Annotated in this window: 19 protein-coding genes; all 19 read left to right on the forward strand. The window is 47.4% G+C overall.

Annotated features, from left to right (window positions below; all coding sequences use genetic code 11):
- The first annotated feature begins 145 nt into the window (after nucleotides 1-145).
- The 19 genes from VSQ30_RS02600 to VSQ30_RS02690 all read left to right on the forward strand — a co-directional run bounded on the left by VSQ30_RS02600 (nucleotide 146) and on the right by VSQ30_RS02690 (nucleotide 21,816).
- The gene (locus VSQ30_RS02600; RefSeq protein ID WP_334461780.1) at nucleotides 146-397 is read left to right on the forward strand and encodes a hypothetical protein; all 252 of its coding nucleotides are present in this window, start codon (nucleotides 146-148) and stop codon (nucleotides 395-397) included.
- A 20-nt stretch (nucleotides 398-417) separates the two neighbouring features.
- Entirely contained in the window at nucleotides 418-1,290 is an 873-nt protein-coding gene (locus VSQ30_RS02605) for a carbohydrate ABC transporter permease (protein ID WP_334461781.1), read from the forward strand.
- Between the two features lie 12 nt (nucleotides 1,291-1,302).
- Nucleotides 1,303-1,728 carry a hypothetical protein gene (locus tag VSQ30_RS02610; RefSeq protein ID WP_334461784.1) on the forward strand — a complete coding sequence of 142 codons (426 nt, stop codon included), beginning with the start codon at nucleotides 1,303-1,305 and terminating at the stop codon, nucleotides 1,726-1,728.
- 13 nt (nucleotides 1,729-1,741) lie between these two features.
- The gene (locus VSQ30_RS02615; protein WP_334461785.1) at nucleotides 1,742-2,920 is read left to right on the forward strand and encodes an ABC transporter ATP-binding protein; all 1,179 of its coding nucleotides are present in this window, start codon (nucleotides 1,742-1,744) and stop codon (nucleotides 2,918-2,920) included.
- Nucleotides 2,917-3,921 (forward strand): S8/S53 family peptidase, encoded by a 1,005-nt coding sequence (locus VSQ30_RS02620; RefSeq protein WP_305117206.1) that lies wholly within the window; start codon nucleotides 2,917-2,919, stop codon nucleotides 3,919-3,921. The genes VSQ30_RS02615 and VSQ30_RS02620 overlap by 4 nt, the downstream gene beginning before the upstream one ends.
- A gap of 408 nt (nucleotides 3,922-4,329) precedes the next feature.
- Nucleotides 4,330-5,736, forward strand: coding sequence for an ABC transporter substrate-binding protein (locus VSQ30_RS02625; protein ID WP_334461788.1), 1,407 nt, complete (start codon nucleotides 4,330-4,332; stop codon nucleotides 5,734-5,736).
- A 249-nt stretch (nucleotides 5,737-5,985) separates the two neighbouring features.
- The gene (locus VSQ30_RS02630) at nucleotides 5,986-6,102 is read left to right on the forward strand and encodes a transposase (RefSeq protein ID WP_305117208.1); all 117 of its coding nucleotides are present in this window, start codon (nucleotides 5,986-5,988) and stop codon (nucleotides 6,100-6,102) included.
- A 29-nt stretch (nucleotides 6,103-6,131) separates the two neighbouring features.
- Nucleotides 6,132-6,827, forward strand: a complete 696-nt coding sequence (locus VSQ30_RS02635) for an IS1595 family transposase (RefSeq protein ID WP_305117204.1) — start codon at nucleotides 6,132-6,134, stop codon at nucleotides 6,825-6,827.
- A 1,835-nt stretch (nucleotides 6,828-8,662) separates the two neighbouring features.
- Nucleotides 8,663-10,063, forward strand: a complete 1,401-nt coding sequence (locus VSQ30_RS02640; RefSeq protein ID WP_334461790.1) for a radical SAM/SPASM domain-containing protein — start codon at nucleotides 8,663-8,665, stop codon at nucleotides 10,061-10,063.
- On the forward strand, nucleotides 10,063-11,118 hold the full coding sequence (locus VSQ30_RS02645; protein WP_334461792.1) for a TIGR04066 family peptide maturation system protein: 1,056 nt from the start codon (nucleotides 10,063-10,065) through the stop codon (nucleotides 11,116-11,118). Before VSQ30_RS02640 ends, VSQ30_RS02645 begins: the two co-directional genes overlap by 1 nt.
- A 13-nt stretch (nucleotides 11,119-11,131) precedes the next feature.
- Entirely contained in the window at nucleotides 11,132-11,380 is a 249-nt protein-coding gene (locus VSQ30_RS02650) for a hypothetical protein (RefSeq protein ID WP_334461793.1), read from the forward strand.
- Between the two features lie 720 nt (nucleotides 11,381-12,100).
- A complete protein-coding gene (locus tag VSQ30_RS02655) occupies nucleotides 12,101-13,474 on the forward strand; it encodes an ABC transporter substrate-binding protein (protein ID WP_334461796.1) in 1,374 nt (457 codons plus the stop codon).
- Between the two features lie 459 nt (nucleotides 13,475-13,933).
- Complete coding sequence (locus VSQ30_RS02660) at nucleotides 13,934-14,938, forward strand: S8 family serine peptidase (protein WP_334461798.1); 1,005 nt, start codon at nucleotides 13,934-13,936, stop codon at nucleotides 14,936-14,938.
- 368 nt (nucleotides 14,939-15,306) lie between these two features.
- Nucleotides 15,307-16,137: a tyrosine-type recombinase/integrase gene (locus VSQ30_RS02665; RefSeq protein WP_305117604.1), complete on the forward strand. Its 831-nt coding sequence runs from the start codon at nucleotides 15,307-15,309 to the stop codon at nucleotides 16,135-16,137.
- Nucleotides 16,134-18,026 (forward strand): PcfJ domain-containing protein, encoded by a 1,893-nt coding sequence (locus VSQ30_RS02670; RefSeq protein WP_334461800.1) that lies wholly within the window; start codon nucleotides 16,134-16,136, stop codon nucleotides 18,024-18,026. The genes VSQ30_RS02665 and VSQ30_RS02670 overlap by 4 nt, the downstream gene beginning before the upstream one ends.
- A 286-nt stretch (nucleotides 18,027-18,312) precedes the next feature.
- On the forward strand, nucleotides 18,313-20,268 hold the full coding sequence (ligA, locus tag VSQ30_RS02675; RefSeq protein ID WP_334461801.1) for an NAD-dependent DNA ligase LigA: 1,956 nt from the start codon (nucleotides 18,313-18,315) through the stop codon (nucleotides 20,266-20,268).
- A gap of 64 nt (nucleotides 20,269-20,332) precedes the next feature.
- Complete coding sequence (locus VSQ30_RS02680) at nucleotides 20,333-20,797, forward strand: hypothetical protein (RefSeq protein WP_334461802.1); 465 nt, start codon at nucleotides 20,333-20,335, stop codon at nucleotides 20,795-20,797.
- Nucleotides 20,790-21,464, forward strand: a complete 675-nt coding sequence (locus VSQ30_RS02685) for a YkgJ family cysteine cluster protein (protein ID WP_334464782.1) — start codon at nucleotides 20,790-20,792, stop codon at nucleotides 21,462-21,464. Before VSQ30_RS02680 ends, VSQ30_RS02685 begins: the two co-directional genes overlap by 8 nt.
- 100 nt (nucleotides 21,465-21,564) lie before the next feature.
- Nucleotides 21,565-21,816 carry a type II toxin-antitoxin system MqsA family antitoxin gene (locus VSQ30_RS02690; RefSeq protein ID WP_334461804.1) on the forward strand — a complete coding sequence of 84 codons (252 nt, stop codon included), beginning with the start codon at nucleotides 21,565-21,567 and terminating at the stop codon, nucleotides 21,814-21,816.
- Nucleotides 21,817-21,838: the final 22 nt, after the last annotated feature.

The following is a 21,838-nucleotide window of genomic DNA, read 5'->3' on the forward strand; positions in this document are numbered from 1 at the left end:
GCGGACCGATGACTATAACAGCACCTCGAGCTATGCTTCCCCGTCTGCCACAACCCACAACTAACCAAAGTCCGATTTGAAGTCCTAAAGTAAACTAACCCCCTGTATAGCTGACGGTATTTCTATATATTTTGTGAGGTATGAAATGAAAGCAATTGAGAGTGTATTGAGAGAAATTTTTATAAAGAGAACAGGCATTGACTTCCTTGAAAGAACAAACTTACGAACGGAATTGCTGTTTGGGGAAACCATCGGCATGCCAGCTCGTGAATTGGTTTATGTGTATTTTGACATAGAAGCAAATCTTCATATGACAATTCCCGCCCAGTTTATTATAGATAATCGTTTCGATACATATGAACATATACTTGAATGCCTTCAAGAATTGAATTCTTGAAAAGTAAGGTGGTAAAATTTATGAGAAGCAAGAACCTTCCATCGCTGGTTTGCATCATAGTTTCTGCCGCAGTAGCCCTTTTCCCAATCATCTTCATCTTCGCCAATTCCTTCATGAGCGGTGATGAGATCGTTAGTCGCTATTCGGCTGAGATGATAGAGTCCAACGCCGGAGATTTCAGTTCTCACGGCATTCATTTCGTGCGGTTCGGGCTACTCCCGCAAGACTTCACGCTTGACCAGTACAAGCAGCTTCTTTTTGAAAGCCCCGGTTATCTGCGCATGTTCTGGAACTCCGTTTTATTGGTGATCCCGGTGCTGATTGGCCAGTGCGTCATTGCCCCGCTGGCGGCCTACGCCTTTGAAAACATCAAGTGGAAGTACAAAGAAGCTATTTATTTTATGTACATCATTGTTATGCTCATGCCCACGCAAATCCTGCTGGTTCCCAACTTTATCGTGGCGGGCTGGCTGAACATCCGGGAAAGTTATTTGGCGATTATCTTGCCGGCACTGTTCCATCCGCTGGGCGTTTTCCTCATTCGCCAGCAGCTGAAAAACTTTCCCAAGGAGTGCATGGAAGCTGCCGCACTAGACGGTGCCGGACCTTGGCGTGCCTACTGGTACATCGTGCGACCTAACCTGAAATCCGTAGTGGCGGCGCTGGTGGTACTTCTGTTTGCCGACAACTGGAATATTGTCGACCAAGCGGTAGTCTTCATCAAAAACACCTATGATAACCCGTTGTCTGTGTACTTGGGTAACGTGGTCACCGGCGATCCGGGTATGTTCTTCGCCGTGTCTGTGTTCTATTTGATTCCCGCGCTGCTGGTATTCCTGCTGGGCCAGGATTATCTCACCGAGGGCATTGCGCTGTCCAGTGTGAAGTCATAGGGAGGGGCGTTTATGAAAGCAAAAGGGAAACACGTCGCGGCCGGTTCGGTCAAACCAGAAGGCACCTGGAAAACCTCGCGCATGGTATATTTATGTGTTGCGGCTGTGTATTTCATTGTGGTAGTAGGTTCTACAGTCTATAGTTTGACCGCCTACCGAGACAGTCTCCCCCAGGTAGAACTTATCCAAGCAGAAAAGGGAAACGTACCGGCAGAGTGTCTTATTCCCGGCCCGGATGGAATGTTGATGAATACGGTAGAGCGCCAGGACGGGCCGTGGGGTAAGCGGTATGTGGTGAAACAGCTTTCCGTGTTTGCGTACCAAGAACTGCCAGATGGCAGGATGTTCGTGTACGAGGCGGTTTCAAACGAAAACCCCATTGTTTTACGCTCGACAGCAGACTTCTTGTACGAAGGCATGGAAGTAAGGATTTCTTGAAGGTGGTGACATCATGGCGAATTTGCAACTAAGAAATATTAAAAAGATTTATCCTCACAGCAACAGCGTTCGCAAAGGGAAAGGTGCGGCGGAGCGAAAGACCAACCTGCAAGTGACCGATGAGGGCGTTGTGGCCGTGCAGGACTTCAATTTGAATATTGACGATAAGGAGTTTATCGTACTGGTAGGCCCTTCCGGCTGCGGCAAGACCACTACCCTGCGCATGGTGGCGGGGTTGGAGGAAATCACTGCCGGTGAATTGTATATAGACGGTGTACTGATGAATGACGTGGAGCCGAAGAACCGGGATATCTCCATGGTATTCCAAAGCTACGCCCTGTACCCGCACATGAATGTTTTTGACAACATGGCGTTCCCGCTGAAGCTGCGGAAAGTGGACAAAAAAGCAATCCGCAGGCGCGTACAGGAAGTGGCAAAAATCTTGGACATCACCGAATATTTAGACCGCAAGCCCAAAGAGCTCTCAGGCGGACAGCGGCAGCGTGTGGCTATTGGCCGGGCCATTGTGCGGGAACCGAAAGTGCTGCTGATGGACGAGCCGCTATCCAATTTGGACGCAAAGCTGCGCAACCATATGCGCACAGAGATTATCAAGTTAAGGCAGAAAATCAATACCACCTTTATCTATGTCACCCACGACCAGACTGAGGCTATGACCCTGGGTGACCGGATTGTCATCATGAAAGACGGCTTCATCCAGCAGATTGGCACGCCGCAGGAGGTGTTCGACCATCCGGCAAATCGGTTCGTGGCTGGTTTTATTGGCACTCCGCCTATGAATTTCTTTAGCGGGCAGTTAGAGCATGACGCAACAGGTTACCGGATTTCCGTGGAGGGCCACTCCATGGAACTGCCCATGGACAAGCAGAACCGCCTGGCATCACGGGCGGTGCAGCCGCAAAAAGTCACGGTGGGCGTGCGGCCTGGTTACTTGAGTCTCGGTGAGACAGGGCTTTCTGCCACTGTGGAAGTCACAGAAATGATGGGCAGCGAAGTCCATGTGCATTGCACCGTCAATGGGAAAGATGTGGTACTCATTTTGCCCACGATTGAAAAGGACGGACAGCATTTCCGCGCGCCGGAGGTTGGCGAGAAAATCGCGCTGGACTTCAACGGCGGGCTGTGCCAGCTTTTCGGGGCGAACGGGGAGAATCTGGAAGGGAAATCATGAACATAGCAGTGATAGATAACTGGATTTCCCCTATTGGCGTATTGAAACGGACAGGGAAAACGATTTCTGTCATGCGGGTTTGTGAAGAGGGGTGTGCGGTTCAGATGACCGCAGGATCGACCAACTCCCATGGTACAATTTGTTCTTCCATCCTGGCAGAGTCCATGCCAGAGCCTGCCTCTTTGGTGGGCTATTCATGTTCGAAAGATGATGAAAAAGCTCAGATTCAAAAAGTTTGCCGCGCACTTGAAGACTGCCTGAATAATCCACCAGCCTGCATCAGTATGAGCATTGGCAGCGAAAACTGGTTGGAAACAAAGGAACTGGGTGTGACAACTAAGAAACTGGCAGATGCAGGCACACAAATTTATGCTGCCTGCGCCAACAAAGGTTGCATAGCTTTTCCGGCGGCATATCCTTGGGTAACAGGTGTACGCTATGTACCCGGTACAGTTGGACTTTATCGTGAAGAAAATTCGCTTGTAGGAAACGATGTCATCGTGGGAGAATTTACAACGCCAATACTTAGAAAGCTGGCTTCGGAAAACTCTTTTTTTGAGTGCCGCACGAATAGTATGGCTACACCTTATGCGTTGGGCACAATGATTTCAAAGGGCATGAAGGTGTCAGATTTACCCCAGTGGGAAGGATCGAGTTCGCCCGGCCCCATAGAAGAACTGCCCATGCCGACCGTAGCCTTGCGCGGACCGTTGGAGCAAATGATGGAACTGCTTTCCCTATTGAAGCAGGAACGTTACCAAGCGGCGCTACTCACAGATCGGGTGCAGACGGATTGGACAAACATGATTCTTCATGCTTCGGCAGAGGATTTCCTTAGATGGGTTAAGCCATTGAAGGAAGCTGGGATACTGTTATTGGATATAGAGGGGGGATTGGCTTCGATACAGAAGTACGGGGATTACCTTCTTAATTTGGAAGAAGTCAGTGTTGAGATTGGATATAGTAATATTTTGCAATTCTTTGGGACTGAATCCGAATAGTAGGAGGTGACAAGTGCCTTTTCCCTTCAAAGTGTGCCGAGAAAACTCAGCTCTGTAAAACTGAATAGAATTGGTAAGCCTGCTTCCTCACTAAGCCGACGCAGAAAATTCAGCGTGGGCTTAGTGCCTGTTTTAAAACCATCGAATTAACCAAATGAGGATATGAGCAAAGCAGACAACAGCATAAATACAGGAAGTTTTCTTCTCAGATCTGGTGGTAAAGCGGCAACTATTCTTAAGTTTGAGAAACAAGTTTTCAATGAAATGATTTTTTCATATGTATGCTAATCCACTCTTTTGGGATGTTTTGCAATAACCCGGCTCCTTGATTTTGTTATAATAACCAATAACTAAACTGCCTGTAGCCGCGTCTATAGTGTATTAAATAATTTTAAAGGAGGCCCTGCCATGCAAAAACGTTTTACCGCTCTGTTGTTAGCCATCGCCCTGTGCCTGTCCCTCGCCGCCTGCGGGCAGCGCGGGCAGGATGAACCGGAGCCCCAGGGCCCTTTGAGCGGCGAGCTGACGGTATCCCTCCCGTCCAGGTGGGGGCCGCTGGAGATATGGGCTGGCCGCTTTGAGGAAATACACCCGGATGTGGAGATCCAATTTCAATACGAGACGGAAGAAACCTATATTGATCCGCCTTCGGGCATTACCTTTGAGGGCGAAATCGTGAACGAACGCACGGAGCTGCCAACTGACGTTGCGGACAGCTATATCCGCAAGACCGTCACGTCCCTGTCGGGCGGCGAAGCGGCGGACATTCTCGATTTGGGGCCCATGTCCTATTTCAAATATGCGAAGTCCGGGCTGTTTGAGGATCTCAACGAGTGGATGGCCAGGGACCCGGAGTTCTCCCGGGAGGATTATTATACCAATATTTTGGAGGCCCTGGAGGATACGGAAGGCCATTTGTATGCCGTGCCGCCGGTGGTGCGCTTCAAGTTCATCATGCTCAACGATTATATCCTGTATGAAATGGGCCTCAATGGGGCCGATGTGTTCCCGGACGGCGTAAATTATGAGGACTTGACAGACCTGTTCCAGCAGGCCGCCGCCATGGGCGCGCTGGAGCCGGCTTCAAAGGGTCAGGAGGGCTGTTATTTTGCCCCGCGCACCAATAAGTCCTTCTTCCTGGAGTTTGTCCTGCCGCAGTACCTGGACGAAAAGACCGGGGAAGCCCGGTTTGACACGCCGGAGTTTATTGAATACCTGAAACGGACAGACGAGCTGCCCTTTGAGTACACGATGGACAAAGCGCCCGGCCGCAGCCTGTATTGGCCGAGTTTTTCCTGTGATGGCCCTTTTTGTCAAAAAGTTTCGTCCAGCATGCACGTTTTCAATAAGGCCGTGTCAGACCGCGATATAGGCTCCTCCCGTGGCCTGCTGTATAAGGACAGCCAGGGGAATATACCGTTTTCCACCGATATGGCCCTGCTGGCCATTCCGAAAGGCCCCAACGCAAAGCTGGCCTGGGAGTTCCTAAAATTCATAATAGAGGAGAAAGAATTCCCGGATTCGGTCTGGAAGGACTCGGTAAGCGAGAACTACGAATACGTGCACCCCTACAACCAGTCGCTGCCTATCAACCGGAATAATTTCCGGAACCTTTCTGCGGCCTTGTTCCGGGAACCCTTTGCGAAGCTCGCCGAGCCCTATATGGAACAGCTGAATACCCGCCTGAGCGTCAGCCAGGAACTGCTGGGCAGTCTGGAAGATATCTTTGCCGCCTACTACGACAACCACCTCATCTCCGCCGAGGAGTGCGCCAGACAATTACAGGAGCGGGGGTGGATATACCTGAATGAGTAAGGGACAACCGAACAGGCTTTGCCTCTTTTGATAATGGATGCCATGCTGATTCTTTCCTTTACTCTGCACTGTCAAGCAGGAAGCTGATCCAAATGGGAATTTGCTTATCCAAACATGACATAAAGTGGTATAATAGAAAGAAAAAGAGACAGCGAGGGAGAAAAAATGGCGCAGCGGGAAATCATGACAATGGTAGAATTTATGGAGCGGTTCAACACGGAAGAAAAATGCCGGGAATATCTGTACAAAATGCGGTGGCTGGAGAGATTTGTGTGTCCCCACTGCGGCGCGAAAGCGGAGCCGTTCCGAATCAGGAGCCGTTCCGAATCAGGAGCCGGAACCGGCTGTAGTGCCGGCACTGCATGAAGCAGACCTCCGTGATAGTGGGGACCATCATGGAAAAAAGTCGCACACCTTTAGTGAAATGGTTTTTGGCCATCCACATGATGAGCCAGGACAAGCGCGGCTGCTCCGCGAAAAAATTGCAGCGGGACCTGGGCATCGCCTATGACACGGCCTGGACCATGAGCCACAAGATCCGCCATGCCATGGGCGAGTGCAACGCGCAGTATATGCTCAGTGGCGTAATTGAACTGGGCGACGCTTTTTTCGGCGGTTCCCATGCCGGGGGCAAGCGTGGGAGAGGGACGGATAAGACCCCGGTGATATTCGCTGTGTCTCTGGATGAAAACGGGAGTCCGAGGTATGTGCGCGCACAGGTGGTGACCGCAGTGAATGGAGAAAATCTTGCCAGATTCGCCAAAGAACACGTCAAACCGGGTTCTGTTATTCACAGCGACGGACTTGCCGCATACGGCAGGCTGGGGAGTGAGGGATATAGCTTACAAGCAGAAAATTTCGATTTGGAAAAATCCCCGGAGCACTTGAAATGGCTGCATATCATTGTGTCAAATGCCAAGGCTTTCATTCTGGGAACTTTTCATGGCTTGCATAATACCCATTTGCAGGCGTACTTTGATGAATTCTGCTATCGGGTCAACCGCCGCTGGCAGCCTGAACGGCTTTTTTCTCGTTCTGTCCTCGCCGCTGTTTCTGCTCCGCCTTTTACTCGTTATGTGTTAATTGGATAGGCAGAAATGGGAAAAGAGAGAAACATGCAAAAGCTATGGGGCATGACGCTGCGAGATCTGGCAGAGCACACAAAAGCCTGTACAGAGCATCTGTCCGTGAGTTTCTGGAATACGGTGGGAAACCTGTGGCGGAGTTAGATGAATGGAATCGGGAGATGCTGAGGCTGGAAGCGCTTGGATATAGCCGAACTAGGAGAGCAGCCAGTGTGCGCAATTCCTGCCACACAGTAAAAACAGTGTTGGTTACCGTTGCAAGCAAAGGCGTGTCCATTGGAAGAAGGGATCAGCAATGACGAGTTGGGGCACTACTATTCCCAGATAAGATTCATAGTATAGTGGGTTATATCACACCTGACTGCGCCCCATCCATAAAGAGTTGGCTAAGCCAGACGACGTAACCATGTCGTTCGTTGCTGTGGGAGGAATACCGGTGCTGGGCATGGGTAACAAAAGTCACGAAGAGGATACAGCACAAGCCTAGAGCAGCCGTAGATGATTTGAGTTTGTTTTGGATTGGATGCTTAGCAATCTCTTTCTGGCTTTAAACGCGTAGAGTTTTTCGTTTTTGGCGAGACCATGAGTCTATCCCCAAATTATTTATGCACGTCTTACTTGCGTATTTTTCGCCAGATTGCATTGTTTCCTCTTGCCAAGTGCCAGCATGCCTACGGGAAAACGCTTTGTCTGACAAAAATCTGTCTGCGTAACCCGTACACCACTAATTTCGAAATATTCTCTAAAAATAGAATATTTTAATTACATCTAATCTTGACGTCTCTAGATATTTATGATATAGTAATAACGCAGGTATAAGCGCTGTATGCGTAAAATTTTTATGTTTAATTGGCTTTTTCCCATTTCGGGATTTGGTTGCTATGAAACTCTGTGCTAATGCGCGCTATGCAAAGCGTATTTCATAAATTTGCCTGCATAGGGAATTTCAAAGTGAGGTGAAACAAAATAGACTTCTTGCGAAATAGATGAAACTAGGCAAGATCGCGCGGTCAAGGGACGGGGAAGGTCTCCAGTGGAGACCGTTTTGACCTGACCAATCCGGCAGGCGAGACAGCCCCTTGCAGGGTCTGGGGGCGAGCGTCTGGTGTGAGGCAATACATTCACTGCGTGAACGCTTGCAAGCTGCGAACCGGCCGAGTCGGGAGACGAGACTCAGAGCCCCAAGGTCTTGCCGCAGGGCGCGTTTCTGTGCGCCCGAGGGCCCTGACATACTTCAAAAAATTATTTTCGCAAGAGGTCTGTTTTGTTTTAGCTCTTGGCACAACACTTCTAGTGAGCCCTTTGTGCAAAAACGGTTGTCAAATATTGCCCATGCGCTAAAAGTATAGGAAAGGGGACGTGAAAAGTTCGTCTACCTTTTCAAAAGGTGGTGGGATTCCTAGGAGATGGAGATGTCCCATGTGGACGTACTCAAATAATGCGTATTAGCGTTCGCTATCAGAACCGGTATACATGTCCCCGCTTCGGTCGATGCTGGAGGCAGTCTCCACCGAAGACCAGCGCTGGAATTAGCACGAAAGTAATAACCTAATTAAAATAGACCGCTTACTAAAATCAAGGCGCGAAAAATTTGATGTTGTTTTCAATGTTAAACGCTCGCCCATGGTATGTTGTGTTCTTGATATTTGCATCAAACATCACAGTTTGTTTGTTCTTAATGGACATGCGGACGCATAGCAACGTAGCCTCCGATCAAGTCTTGGACGCTACCACAAGCTCCGCAGGGAGCCTGACACTCCTTGGCCGCACAATTCGTTCAATATCATCTATTTCGCAAGAGCCGTAATGGAAGTCTTTCTAAAATAAAGGAGGCATATCAGATGGCATATATCACATTTAGTACACCCTTTGGATTTCGGCTATATGATCGTGAAAAGAATAGGGTGGCCCCGTTGCAGCAGGAAGAATACCATGCCTTGCAGAACATAGCGGGAGGTATTGGGATGGAGATTGATTATATATATTTGAATAAACTTCAAAGAAAAGGCTTCTGCAATAGGAGTGACCTTGTTAGTATTGAGCATCCTGCAACAGATGAAATTGAATCTATCGTAAGCACTCACATAAATCAAATGGTTCTTCAAGTAACACAAAATTGTAATTTGAGATGTGCATATTGTGCTTACTCTGGTAGTTATTATAACAGAAAACACAGTAACAAACACATGAGCATTGATATTGCATTAAAGGCTATAAATTTTTTGATGTCTCATTCAACGAATGTAGATGAAGTTGCCATAAGCTTTTATGGTGGGGAACCTATATTAGAGTTTGAATTGATTAAGCGTGTTGTGAGTTATATTGAACAAACATACCCTGAGAAAAAAGTAAGATATAACATCACATCAAACTTAACTTTATTTAACGATGAAGTAATTAAGTATGTTATCGAAAAGAATATTTCTATTATGATCAGCATTGATGGTCCGAAAGAAACGCAGGATAAGTATCGTGTTTTTTTAAACGGTAAAGGCTCTTACTCGACAGTTAAGTTAAACGCTGAACGAATGAAAGCGCAAAATCCTACATATTTTCAAAAATGTCACACTAATACGGTCATTTCTCCTGATGGAGATTATAGGAAAATTAAGGATTTTCTCGATACAGATGAATTGTTTGGTCCACTTTATTCATCTGTAACATTGGTCAGCAGTGATGATTTAAAGGAGCCGATTTCATATGGGGATGATTATTATAGGTTGGTGCGCAAAGAAAAGTTTAAGCTTCTTCTTGCAATGTTAGGCCTAGTGAAATTTGATGCGATATCAGCAATTGTGAAATCTGATTCGGCAGAAATTATGAAAATGTATAGGCTTCTTAAATCTGGTGGAATTCAAGGAATAACGAAACATCATCCAGGAGGTCCTTGTATTCCCGGAGAAAAGAGAGTTTTTGTTGATGCAGACGGTCATATCTATCCATGCGAAAAAATTTCAGAAAATGAACCCTTTCAAATAGGGAATCTTGAAAATGGGTTTGATATACAGCGAATTAAAGAAATGATAAATGTCGGCAAGTATACAGAGAAAGAATGTTTGAATTGTTGGGCGTTTTTATACTGTGGAACATGTGTTGCAAAAATGGTTGATAAAGGCGATGTGTCGAGGGAAAAACGGTTAGAGCATTGTGAGCATGTAAGAAATAGTCTTATAGGGAAACTTCAAGATTTAGAAATGCTGCAACATTATGGATGCGACTTCAAACGAATGGAGGAGATGTGATGAAATTGTTAGTTTTTCCCGCAAACAAAGATGTGAATGCATTCGCCAGATATGGTGATATGGTAAAAGAATTTAATAATATAGCTTTTGTCGTCCCTCGAAAAATGGACGCTGGATTTGTTGATTTTGCTAGTCTTGATGGAGGTCCAGCTACCCAAAAATATATTACTGACGATTTTGATAGAGAACTGCGCACTTCGGATGCTGTGCTTTTTTTAGAAAATGTAAAATCAATGTCAGCGAAATTTGTTTTAAATAAATTTCAGGCGGCCTTATCGAGCGGAAAAAGGGTTTATGCTGAGTACATACCTCATGGGGTAGACTCAAAAGCTATTACTGTTTTGAGTGGAAGTAGTGCCCCTGCTGATTTTTCTACTGACCATGGGCGAGATAACGTGTACGAGATACCCGTGCCGGTGGTTTTCATATTGGGTTCTGGTCCGAACACACACAAATTTCTGGTGCAAGTTGCCCTACGTAAATTCTTTATAGATAGTGGGTATGCCATATCTCAAGTAGGAACAAAATGTTTTTCAAACTTCTTTGGATTCCCGTCTATTCCATCTTGGACATATCAAAGTGGAATGACCGAACGCGAAAAAATAATCGCTCTCAATCGTTTCTTTTACAACCAGTATGTACAGGATAAACCTGAAGTGATGCTTATTGGTGTACCTGGTGGTTTTATGCCCATGAATCCCATGAAATATGAAGATATGGGAATTTTTGCGTACTTGATTTCTCAAGCAGTTACACCTGATGCAGCCGTTTTCTGTTCCTACGCGATGGATTTTACTGATGAGTACGTTAAATGGCAGAAGAATGTATGTAAATATAAACTAAATGCGCCAATAAGACATGTGATTATATCGAATACATCTATGAATATATCCCTTGAAACCAGGAAATGTGAATATGTTACCAAAGCCTTTTCATCCATTGATAATTTGATGGTTCCCCTAAATAAAGATATAGAGTTTTTCTATTCACTTGACAAAGAAAGTTTAAATCAGCTTGGGAAATCTCTATTAAATTTATTGATAAGTAATCTTTAAAGGAGGCTATTCTATGTACATTGCGCAGGTTAAAGACAAAATTGTGCGATTTCTAAAAGAAGCAAACTCAAATTGTGTAATTCCTGACGAAAATGAGGATTTATTTTCATCTTTTTGTCACATTGCACCGCGAGATTTAGTATATGCCTTGCTTGAACTAAGTAGGGAGTATCCAATAAATTTCAATCTGATTATTGAAGATATCGAGGTTTTTTCAATAAATTCTCTTGCGAACGCCATTAATGCACAAATTATAACATGATGTTACATTTACGCATTGTGATTAGGGAGTAGGATTAAACTTCGGAATTTATTTTTTTAAATAAATTCGATTATCGCTTCGATTAGAGAAAAGAGGTGAAAGTATGAAAAAGATGCTGAGAAAGTCTACGGAGAACCAAATGGCAAGCACATATTACTATGTGACTATTTGTGGTTGCAGTTGCAGTTGCTTGCGTCACTGCGGGGTGGAGGTTTCCTCATGGTACCCGAAGGAAGCACAAACTTCTGTAGATGACATCGTGGGTTCCTCTAATTCCGGACGAGTTGCAGCGTGATAGGTACTCTGCAGAAAAAGTGAGTGTAGTACGGTAGGTCATAAGACGTAGTTCGGAACACGAGAATCTCGCGTTTTTGAATTACGTCTTTGACCTTTATTTAGTGATTTGGGTTTCTGGGCAAAATTCAGGTGTTAAATAATCTCTCTTAGAACATATAAATTTGTTTTTTATAGATTCCTTTGAAATTATATGGAGCTGTGTAAATACTGTAGATTATTTTAATATTTATTGAATGCCAATTTTATCAAGGAAAGGAAGTGCCACAGATGCGTATGATAAAGAAAATTGTCTTTTTTCTTCTTTCAGCCGTCATACTTCTCATGACAGGATGCCAAAGCACACAGGATGACATCTACAGCCAAGCAATGGGGAGACCGTCTTCTGCCAGTGAACAAGGTTTATTAACATCAGAAGCGGATGGCTTGAGCGGCAAGCTAACCATCAAGACGCTGATCTCTTTTGACGAGAACACCGCCATGTACTTTCTGATTCAGGAATTTATGAAACTGCATCCGGATGTGACGATTGACGTGGACTCCAGCGTATCCAGCCTAGAGTGGGCCAATATGTCCCGGGCAGAGATCCAAATGGCCAAGGATAGCTTTTCTTCGGGGATTTCTATGGAGATTGGTAGCGGCGAGGCGGATTATATTATGTATGATGTCCGGGATAGGATAAATATCCCCCAGTTTACCCGCAACGGTTTGCTGATCGACCTTTATCAGTTCTGGAATCATGACCCTGAACTGAATCATGAAGACTATTTCACCCATGTGCTGGAGGGCTTTGAGGTAGACGGCAAGCTGGCTACGCTGCCCATTGCTTTTTCCTTTTATGACCTTTATCTGAACCGTGAGATTCTGGATGAACTCCAGGTCGATCCGGAAAGTATTGAAACTGTAGACGCTAATCGAGTTCTGGACTGGTATGAGCAGGCCCGGGAGTTACACGGGGATTTGAACTTGAATTTCTCCTCTCCGGGCAAGGACGGGCTGTACTACTATTTGGAGCGCTGCCGGTATATAGACCTGGAAAACCGGGACGCTGCCTTTGATTCCCCGGAATTCATTGAGTTTTTGACCCGCACCAACAATGCGCTCAATGAAGATCCCGGCCTGGACCAGCAGCTGCTGGGAATGGGGAACAATGGCGGGCTCTTAGATGCCAATATCAGCTACCGGAAAACCGGGAAGTACCCGGAAAACATTTTTGCCTGGCAGGCGGACACATTCAAGACTGTGGTAGAAAATGCCCGACCTGGCTTTTTTGTCCTAGAGGACTCTTTTCTGCCAAACCTGATTACCATGCAGCAGCCCAAAGAATACGCAGTGGGGCCATACCCTCTTACCTCTTCCGATGGAAAGCTGGGGGTGCGTTCCGTGGAGGAATTCTGTGTGCCGGTCTCCATGAAAAACCAGCCGCTGGCTTGGGAGTTCATCCGGTACTGCATAAGTGCCCGGGATAGAGAGTATCTGGACTTTGCGGAGATGGGTTCGTCGGCGGCTTATACAAACCGAATCCCTCTCTGTAAAACCACTTTCCAGAATATGCTGGCCGATATCGACCAGAATGGCCTGCACGACCTTTCGGTGGGATACAGCGACTTCGATACCATTGACCCAGCGGCCATGACAGAAATGATGGACCGGATTCTGGATCGTCCCATCGTCAATATTGATTTGTACAGCGTGGATGTGGACGAGTTTTTGCTTGAGTTTTACGATAACGGCCTGACCACTCCGGAGCAGTGCGCCGAAAAGATGCAGGGGCGGGCGTACATTTGGCTGAATGAGTAGAAAAAAATCATAGTGCGGCGAGAAAATCTTAGGTCTTTGCTTCGAGGTGTAGTACGAAAAGGAAAGCAGCAGAGAAAACGGGTATTATATGTGTAGGGGTCTGTACCTTTTGGTGGTAGCTTGCGTTACGGTATACGCACAGAGTAGACACCAGTGCAGTCTACCGGAGATTAGATTAACCATACCAAAGGAATTGGAACACTTCCCGAAGTTATATTAACTAAGACAATGACAAGAAATATGCGAGAATATTGTGATTCAGGAGGAAGTTTTATGGGAAAAAGAATTTCTCAAACATATTGTGTTGACGAAATTCAAGCAATTGGATGAAGAGACCGTGCTTGTGTCTGTAAATGCATACAGATATGCCGATTGCGGTCGATTCCATTTAGTAGTTCAATGTCGGGAAGGAAATGCGGTTGGTGTAATGATAATTTGCATAGTGAAAGTGTGAAAGAAATGAAAATTGCGATTATTGATAACTATATATCAAACGAGTTTGTGAAAGAAATGACCGGTGAACCTATCAAATCTTATCATGTGATTGACGGATGTTGCCTACCTTATCAGGATAGTAGCAAGTCCCTTTCACATGGCTCAGTCTGCGCAGCCATTATGGTTGAGTTTTCTCCGCAGGTCGAACATATTGGTATTTCCGTTGCATCCAACAGTCAAGACGATTTTTCAATACCAAATATTTGCCTAGCTCTTGATTGGTGCTACAAAAACCAAATACAGTACATTTGTATGAGTATTGGAACGAATAATTGGCTTGGTGCAAGACCGATGCAGGCGGTGACTAAAGCGCTTTCAGAGAGTGGAAGCACCTTAATCTGTGCGGTTAGTCCAGAACGGGAATTAACTTACCCAGCTTGTTATCCCTGGGTTATTGCGGTTAGTTATGAAGAAGAATGTAAATATATCATGCAAAATAGTGTATCATGTTCTACTTATGACGTTGTAGTTGGATATTTCCACTCGGAAACACTTAGGAAACTGAGCCAGCATGACAATTTCTTTTTAAAAAGGTCTAGTAGCATGGCTGTTCCATTCTTTTTAGGACAGCTAATAAAAAGCATAGATATCAGCGCATTACCATACGAATATCCGCATAAAAAAGCACTCAGTTTTGATTATGCACGATGCACAACGCCTATCGTGAGTGTTGTACATGAAAACATAAATAAAATAAAAGAATTTAACTTATTGCTACAAAATTGTGGTTATATGAGTGCTTTGATATCGAAACGCCTAAACATGGATTGGACTCAATTAAATGTCCGTGTTAATGATGAATCCGAAATTACAATTGCGCTAAATGCAGTACGAAACGCTAACATTATTTTGTTTGATGCAGATGGTCTCCCCGATGGAATAGGCAGCATATGGGATTTAACTATAGACTTATGCACATATTCTTTCGGAGAGGCATTGACGTCAATATGTAATTTTTTTAATGCGTGATTATGTCTATGTTGTGCCAAGGGGAATTAGCGGCTTTTGGTGTTCTCCGACAGACCTCGCAGCGTCATGTCCTCCCACAGCTTTTGCATGATTCTCTCTTTTTCCATTTGGATCAGTTCCCTGTTCGTTTTTTGAGGTTTCCCGCTTCTCTTTAGTTTACAGGAGAGCTTTTTCCTTTGGAATACCCCCGCGCCAGCGGGATTTGTTCAATAATGATTGTAGCTAACTGAACCGCTCAATTTGCCAGGAATCCCCCTCCCAGTTAAACGAAATAATTAAGTCAGTGGCCCAAAACGAGTTAAACACAATCAAATTCAAGTTGTAAAAATCGCCCCCGAACCGTGTGATGTGGTTTGGAGGCGATTTCTATGTTAAATCAATTTTCAGATTATCTGCGAACACTGGGCAAGTCCACCAACACGGCTTTCGCATACTGTCGGGATGTAGGGCTTTATCTCAAGTGGTGCCAGACAACCTTCGGCCAGCAGCCAGCCCAGCTCTATCGGGCCAACGTATTGGAATACATTTCCTTCATGCGCAATGTGAAAGGCTATAATCCCCGGACGGTAAACCGTCACCTGTCGGCACTCCGTAATTTGAACGAGTGGCTGGTGGAATCTGGTCAGCAGGCCGAAGCCGCTGTGCTGCCCCGGGATTTCATGAAAATCCAGCTGCAGTATGCCAGCCCCTGCACCATTACAAAGAAGGATGTGGAGGTGTTCCGTCAAAAACTCCTTGAGAGTGGCAGCAAGCGGGACTATGCCATCATCACCCTGTACGCCTACTCGGGCATCCGCCGCAGCGAGTGCGTCAATTTGAAACTCGACCAGGTTGACCTGACCGCCAGGGAGATCCGTATAATTGGCAAGGGAGACAAGCAGCGGCTGGTCTACCTGAACGACAAAATTGTACACGCGTTGCGGGAGTACCTGAAGGAACGCCGGTCTGACAGCCCTTATTTATTTGTAAGCAGACAGAGCGGCAAGCTGACACCCAGCCGTATCAACCAAATTTTCAATAAGTATTCGGATGTTATCACGCCAAAATCTTTGAGACATTTTTTCTGTAGCCATGCTTTAGAGAGCGGCTACTCCATCCACGAGGTAGCCAATCAAGCTGGGCACAGCAATGTGCAGACTACGCTGATTTACAGCAATCCCACTGCCCAGGCTATGAAAGAGAAGGCCAACAAGCTATGAGGAAAAATATTATCTTTGTTGTGCTGGTCTTGATGTTAGTAGTTCTGGCTGCCGTGAGCGCATGGCAAGTATATGTGCCCCTTCAGGAAGATGTAGAGAGTGTGCGGTCTTACCGTTTCTTTTCGGATGGAAAGAACTATGTCACTTGGATTGAGCAGCCCTATAAAAGTTTCCATGAGCAAGGCTGGACGAAGCGCAATCCAATCCCAAACTCCACTTACAGTTATGAAAAGATCACGGCCACCCCGGAATCTGTAAAGGCCATTCAAAACGGCCTAGGCCTTAAAACGGGCATGGACAAAAGTGATATCTGGGTATCCCATGCCATTGGCAGTTTTATCTATGAGACGGCTTGGAACAAGCGCCAAAAAGCCAGAGACGCACGGGAAGAACGGATGCGGAAACACTTTGCGATGTTCCCGGCCTACCCGAAAGACTTAGCGAAGTTCTGCGAGAATCACGTTTTTGCGGATTCCATCCTGTATGTATCCAAGTTACAAAAAGGAAAGCGCGAGGCTGTATGCAGGCATTGCGGTAAAGCCTTCCAGGTGGGGGGCGAAGTCAAGCCGGGCGGTTCCGGCCATTGCCCCAAGTGCGGCGCTGTTGTGAACTACCGTGCCCAATGGGCAAAAAACGAGGTGGTTCATAAGGCGAAGATTTGTGTGGCCTATAAGGTAGAGGGCCAGCTTCTGCTCTGCTATGTGGACGTGGTGCGCACGATTCTTCCGGATAATCCTAAACCGCAATACGACTTTTCCGACTATTTCAAAACTTTGCTGCTGGACAATAGAGGAAAATCCACTGAATACGCCTATGCCTGGTGTCAGGCGCCTTATCGGGGGTTCGATTGGTACCGGCTGCGCAATGGGTCAAGGTGTTATGGCAATACCTTTGTGTACACAAATAATCTGTGTGAGGTGTTCGGGGAGGATTACTGCCATGTGGATTTGCAGGCGAGCCTTACAGATCTGCGCCGCCCCATACATTTTCATCGGCTGCTGGATAATCTGAAGGATATTCCACAGACAGAATATTTGCTGAAAGCGGGCCTGCCTGTCTTAGCCAGCAATATTCTGCCAAGGAGCGAAGCAAGGAGCCTCCCGGAGTTCATCGGGATAGGGAAGGAATATTTGCCTGCCCTGCGTGAAAGCCAAGCTGATTTTGAAGAAATCCGGTTGATAACCGACAGCGGAGACCATGTGCCGCCTGATGATCTTCGCACTCTGTGTGCCTTGCGTTTGAATGGATATGAATTGCAGAATCTGCGGAGGATTATCCAGTTTAGCCCGCTAGGACGCGCTTTGCGGTACGTTCAAAGTCAGAAAGAGCAGGCTGCCCCTTTATACAAACGCCGGGGTATCTCCTACTTCATCGGCATTTACCGTGACTATCTGAACATGGCAGAGGAGCTTTCCAGCGACATGACAAAGCGTGCTGTCCTGGAGCCACCTGATCTGTGCGGACGGCATAGCCTGCTGATTGGCCGCGTCAATGAACGGAAGGAGGAACTGAAAAACAACCGGCTGCCCCGTGCTATCGAGAACGGTCTGTACTGGTGGGCGCGCCCTTACGTCAAGGATGGCCTTTGTATTGCCTACCCTGAGAAGCGCAGCGATTTTACCGTGGAAGGCCAGAAGCTCAACCACTGTGTAGGAACTTCCCATTACTATGAGAACCATGTCATGGGACGGCGGATGGTCTTTTTCATCCGCCGGGACAGTGCGGCGGACAAGCCTTATTTCACAACAGAGATTGATGTGGAGACAGGGCAGATTCTTCAACTGTACGGCTTTGCGGACTGCTCGGCACCGAAAGAAGTGCGGAGCTTTACGGAAGGCTTTGCAAGGGCTGTAGTGAGGTGGCGGTCAAGAAGAGCGGTGGTAGCATGATTTATTTTTGGATTTGACCTTGCGCTCCCCCCTAAAATCTGCTATACTACTTAGCATAGTATCCGGTTTGCCACAGAGCAAACACAGTCAACGAGTTACACAGCGTCTGGGAGCAGTATGCTCTTAGGCGCTTTTTCTTTTTTTCACAACTTCATACATGGCCCCCGGGCACAAAAGGCGCAGAGACATATTCTTTGCGTCTTTTTTTATATAAATTTCCACCCTTATCCCCGGGAGCCAACAGGCCCCCGTGCATATAAAATCAAAAATAAAGGAGTAAAAACAAATGGATTTTGAGACAAAAACCAGCCGTATGAGGGCTCTCATCACAAAGATACGCACAGCAGACACCGCCTACTACCGGGACGATACCCCCATCATGACCGACCGGGAGTACGACCAGTTGGTAGACGAGCTGAAGGAACGGGAATCTGAAACGGGCCTCATTCTCTCCGGCTCACCCACCCAGACCGTGCCGGGTGAAATCATGGCAGGGCTCACCCCGGTGCGCCACACCCGCCCCATGCTTTCGGCAGATAAAACCAAGTCCATGGATGATTTAGTGCGTTTTGCCGACGGCCGGGGAGTGGTTCTCTCCTGGAAAATGGACGGCCTGACCCTGGTGCTTCGCTACGAGGGCGGCAAATTGCAGCAGGCCATCACCCGAGGCCGGGAGGGCATCATCGGCGAGGACGTGACCCACACGGTGCGCACATTCCTTAATGTTCCGCTGGCCGTTCCCTCCATCGAGCCTTTCGAGGTACGCGGTGAGGGAGTCATCTCCTGGGAGAATTTCGAGAAGATCAACGCGGACCTGGAGGAACCCTATACCCACCCGCGCAACCTGGCGGCGGGCAGCGTGCGTAAGCTGGACCCGGCAGAATCGAAAAAGAGGCTGCTGGAGTTCGTTGCGTTCGACCTGGTAACAGATTTGCAGTTTGCCACCAAAATGGAGCAGCTGGCGTTCTTAGACCAGAACGGGTTTGATGTTGTACCGCATAGGCTGCTTCCAAACCCGGACACAAGGAGTGTAAACCTTGCGATAACGGCGATGAATCCGGCACGTTATGCCTACCCGGTAGACGGACTCATCCTGGAGTATAATGACATCGCCTATGGCAAAAGCCTGGGCGCAACCGGCCACCATGAGAACCGCCTTATCGCGCTCAAATGGAAGGACGAGCTGTTCGAGACAAAATTTCTGGGCGTGGAGCTGGCTACTACCCGCACGGGCATGGTGAGTATCACCGGCCTGTTTGAACCGGTAGAGATGGATGGCGCGACCGTCAGCCGTGCCTACCTCCATAATCTTGACATCTTCGAGGGATTCCAGCTTGGTGTGGGCGATACCATCCAGGTCTACAAGGCCAATATGATCATCCCGCAAATCGCGGAAAACCTCACAAAGAGCGGTACGTTCCGTCTGCCTGCGACCTGCCCCTGCTGCGGTGAGCCGCTGTCTGTGGAGACAACCTCCGGGGGAACCCGGCAGCTCCATTGCCACAATCCCCATTGCGCCGCCAAGTTGGTGCAGAAGTTTGCCCATTTCTGCGAAAAGACCCGCATGGACATTGAGGGCCTGTCCGCCACGACCCTGGAGAAATTCATAGGCCATGGCTGGATCCGCAATTTTGGCGACCTGTACACGCTGGAGCGTTACAAGGAGGAAATCATCCACACAGAGGGCTTCGGTGCGAAGTCCTACGGGCGCCTGCAGGCGTCCATTGACAAGAGCCGCTGCTGTACGCTGGCAAAATTTATCGCCGGGCTGGGCATCCCCATGGTGGGCCGCCACGCCGGGCGTGATTTGAACAAGGTTTTCGGCGGAGACTGGGACGCTTTCGAGCAGGCCATCAAAAAAGGCTTTGATTTCACGTCGCTGCCCGATTTCGGCGAGACCATGCACAACAACATCTATAAATGGTACGCGGACAAAGAGGAAGAAAAGCTTTGGCGTCCGCTACTCCATCACATTACATTTATAAAGGAGACTTATGACATGACAAACACAAATAACCCCTTCGCAGGCAAAACCGTGGTAGCCACCGGCAAGCTGGTCAATTACACCCGTGACGGCATCCAGATGAAACTGTTGGAACTGGGTGCCAAGCCCGGCTCCTCAGTGAGCAAAAAGACCGATTACCTCATTGTGGGCGAGAAGGCTGGCAGCAAGCTGACCAAAGCCCAGCAGTTGGGCGTGACCACCTTGACCGAGGAAGAATTTGAAGCGATGCTGGCCTGAACAGGCACAAAGGGAGCGGGACAGATGACTGTCCCGCTTTCCCATTTTTATGGAGGTTTTGATTATGAAATTGACAGAAAAACGGGCGTATCGGCTCACATGGGACGAGGTTGGCGAAATCATAGCCGACGAAATGGAAAAGATTTTAGGCTTCCGGCTGGCGTGCATGGCTTGCTATGGCGATGACAGCTATTGGGACATACAGTTCCCCGGCTACCATATGCCTCTTTCGCAGGTGTGTGCCCTGCTGGAAGCGACCGACGCCCCCAAAGAGGCATGGGAAGATGCCCTGCCCGATGAGGGGGATAGGACGGTCACCTGCCTGGGGCTGTATTTGCCTTTGCAGCTGATAAAAAAGAATCTTTCCATGACATGGCAGCACACTCTGATTACGCCCGAGGGCTTGTGGCTGGTAGGCATTGAGGTCTTGCCAGATGGCGACTTCCAGAGTCTCTGCAAAACTCTTTTGCAGGCCGTGGAGGACATCCGGGCGTACATCGCAAAATGGGAGGCGGAAAATGATGGATAGGCCGTTTCAGGCAAGACCCGTTTCCCCGTCCGAGCGGGTAGACTTTCACTGTAAACGCTGCGGTAACTGCTGCCGTCATTTGCACGAAACCGTACCGTTGAACACATTGGACGCGTTTCGGTTGGCAAAGCACCTGCGAAGCAGGGGTGAGCAAATCAATACCCTGGACGATGTTTACGCACGATACGCAGAAATCGTTCCCTTACACGAGTGTGGGTACAGTGTCTATATGCTCAAAACAACTGGGCCAGATGATGCCTGCATCTTCCTCAAGGACAACCATTGCACGATTCATCCCGCAAAGCCCCATGCCTGCCGGTTATACCCGTTCGCGTTGGAGCCAAAGGGTGATGGCAAGTATGATTACCTTCTTGCTCTGGAGCAGGCCCATCATTTTAAGGGCGGCCAGATACAGGTCAAGCGGTGGATGAAAAGCGTCTTTACCAAAGAGGACAAAGAGTTTTATGACATGGATTTTGGCTCGACCCCTGAGATTGCACGGCTCTTGAACAAAATCTCTCCAGAAAAACAAAAGCAGGCGCTGGTGCTGTTTCTCTGGTACAGGTATGGGGATATTGATTTGGATAAGCCCTTTATGGAGCAGTACCGAAGGAATATCGTAACTTTACTGGCTGCGTTAAAACAGTTGGCAAAAGAAGGAGATTGACTTCTTCAGCGATGTGACATATAATGCAGTCAATAAAACTAGCTTTTTAGCGGTAAGGAGACGGCTCTTGTGGAATTGTGGGAAGAAGGGCTTCACAAATATGAAAGCGCAGACTGATGCTATCATAAAATGCCCTAAGTGCAAAGCTTTTATCGATAAAGGCGTTACAACCAACGTGACGGATTCTAGCGGCTGCCTGATTATCGTTCGCAATGTGCCATGCTATAAATGCAGCGAGTGTGATGAAACTCTTTATACGACAGATGTGATCAAGCGTTTAGAAAGGATTATCGCATCCGTACAAAAATTGATGCAGGAGATTGCCGTCATAGATTACGCACGGACGGATTGACAGGCTCTTAAACACAAAATCA

It is taken from the genome of Acutalibacter sp. JLR.KK004, from assembly GCF_036941085.1.
Classification (GTDB): Bacteria; Bacillota; Clostridia; order Oscillospirales; family Acutalibacteraceae; genus Acutalibacter.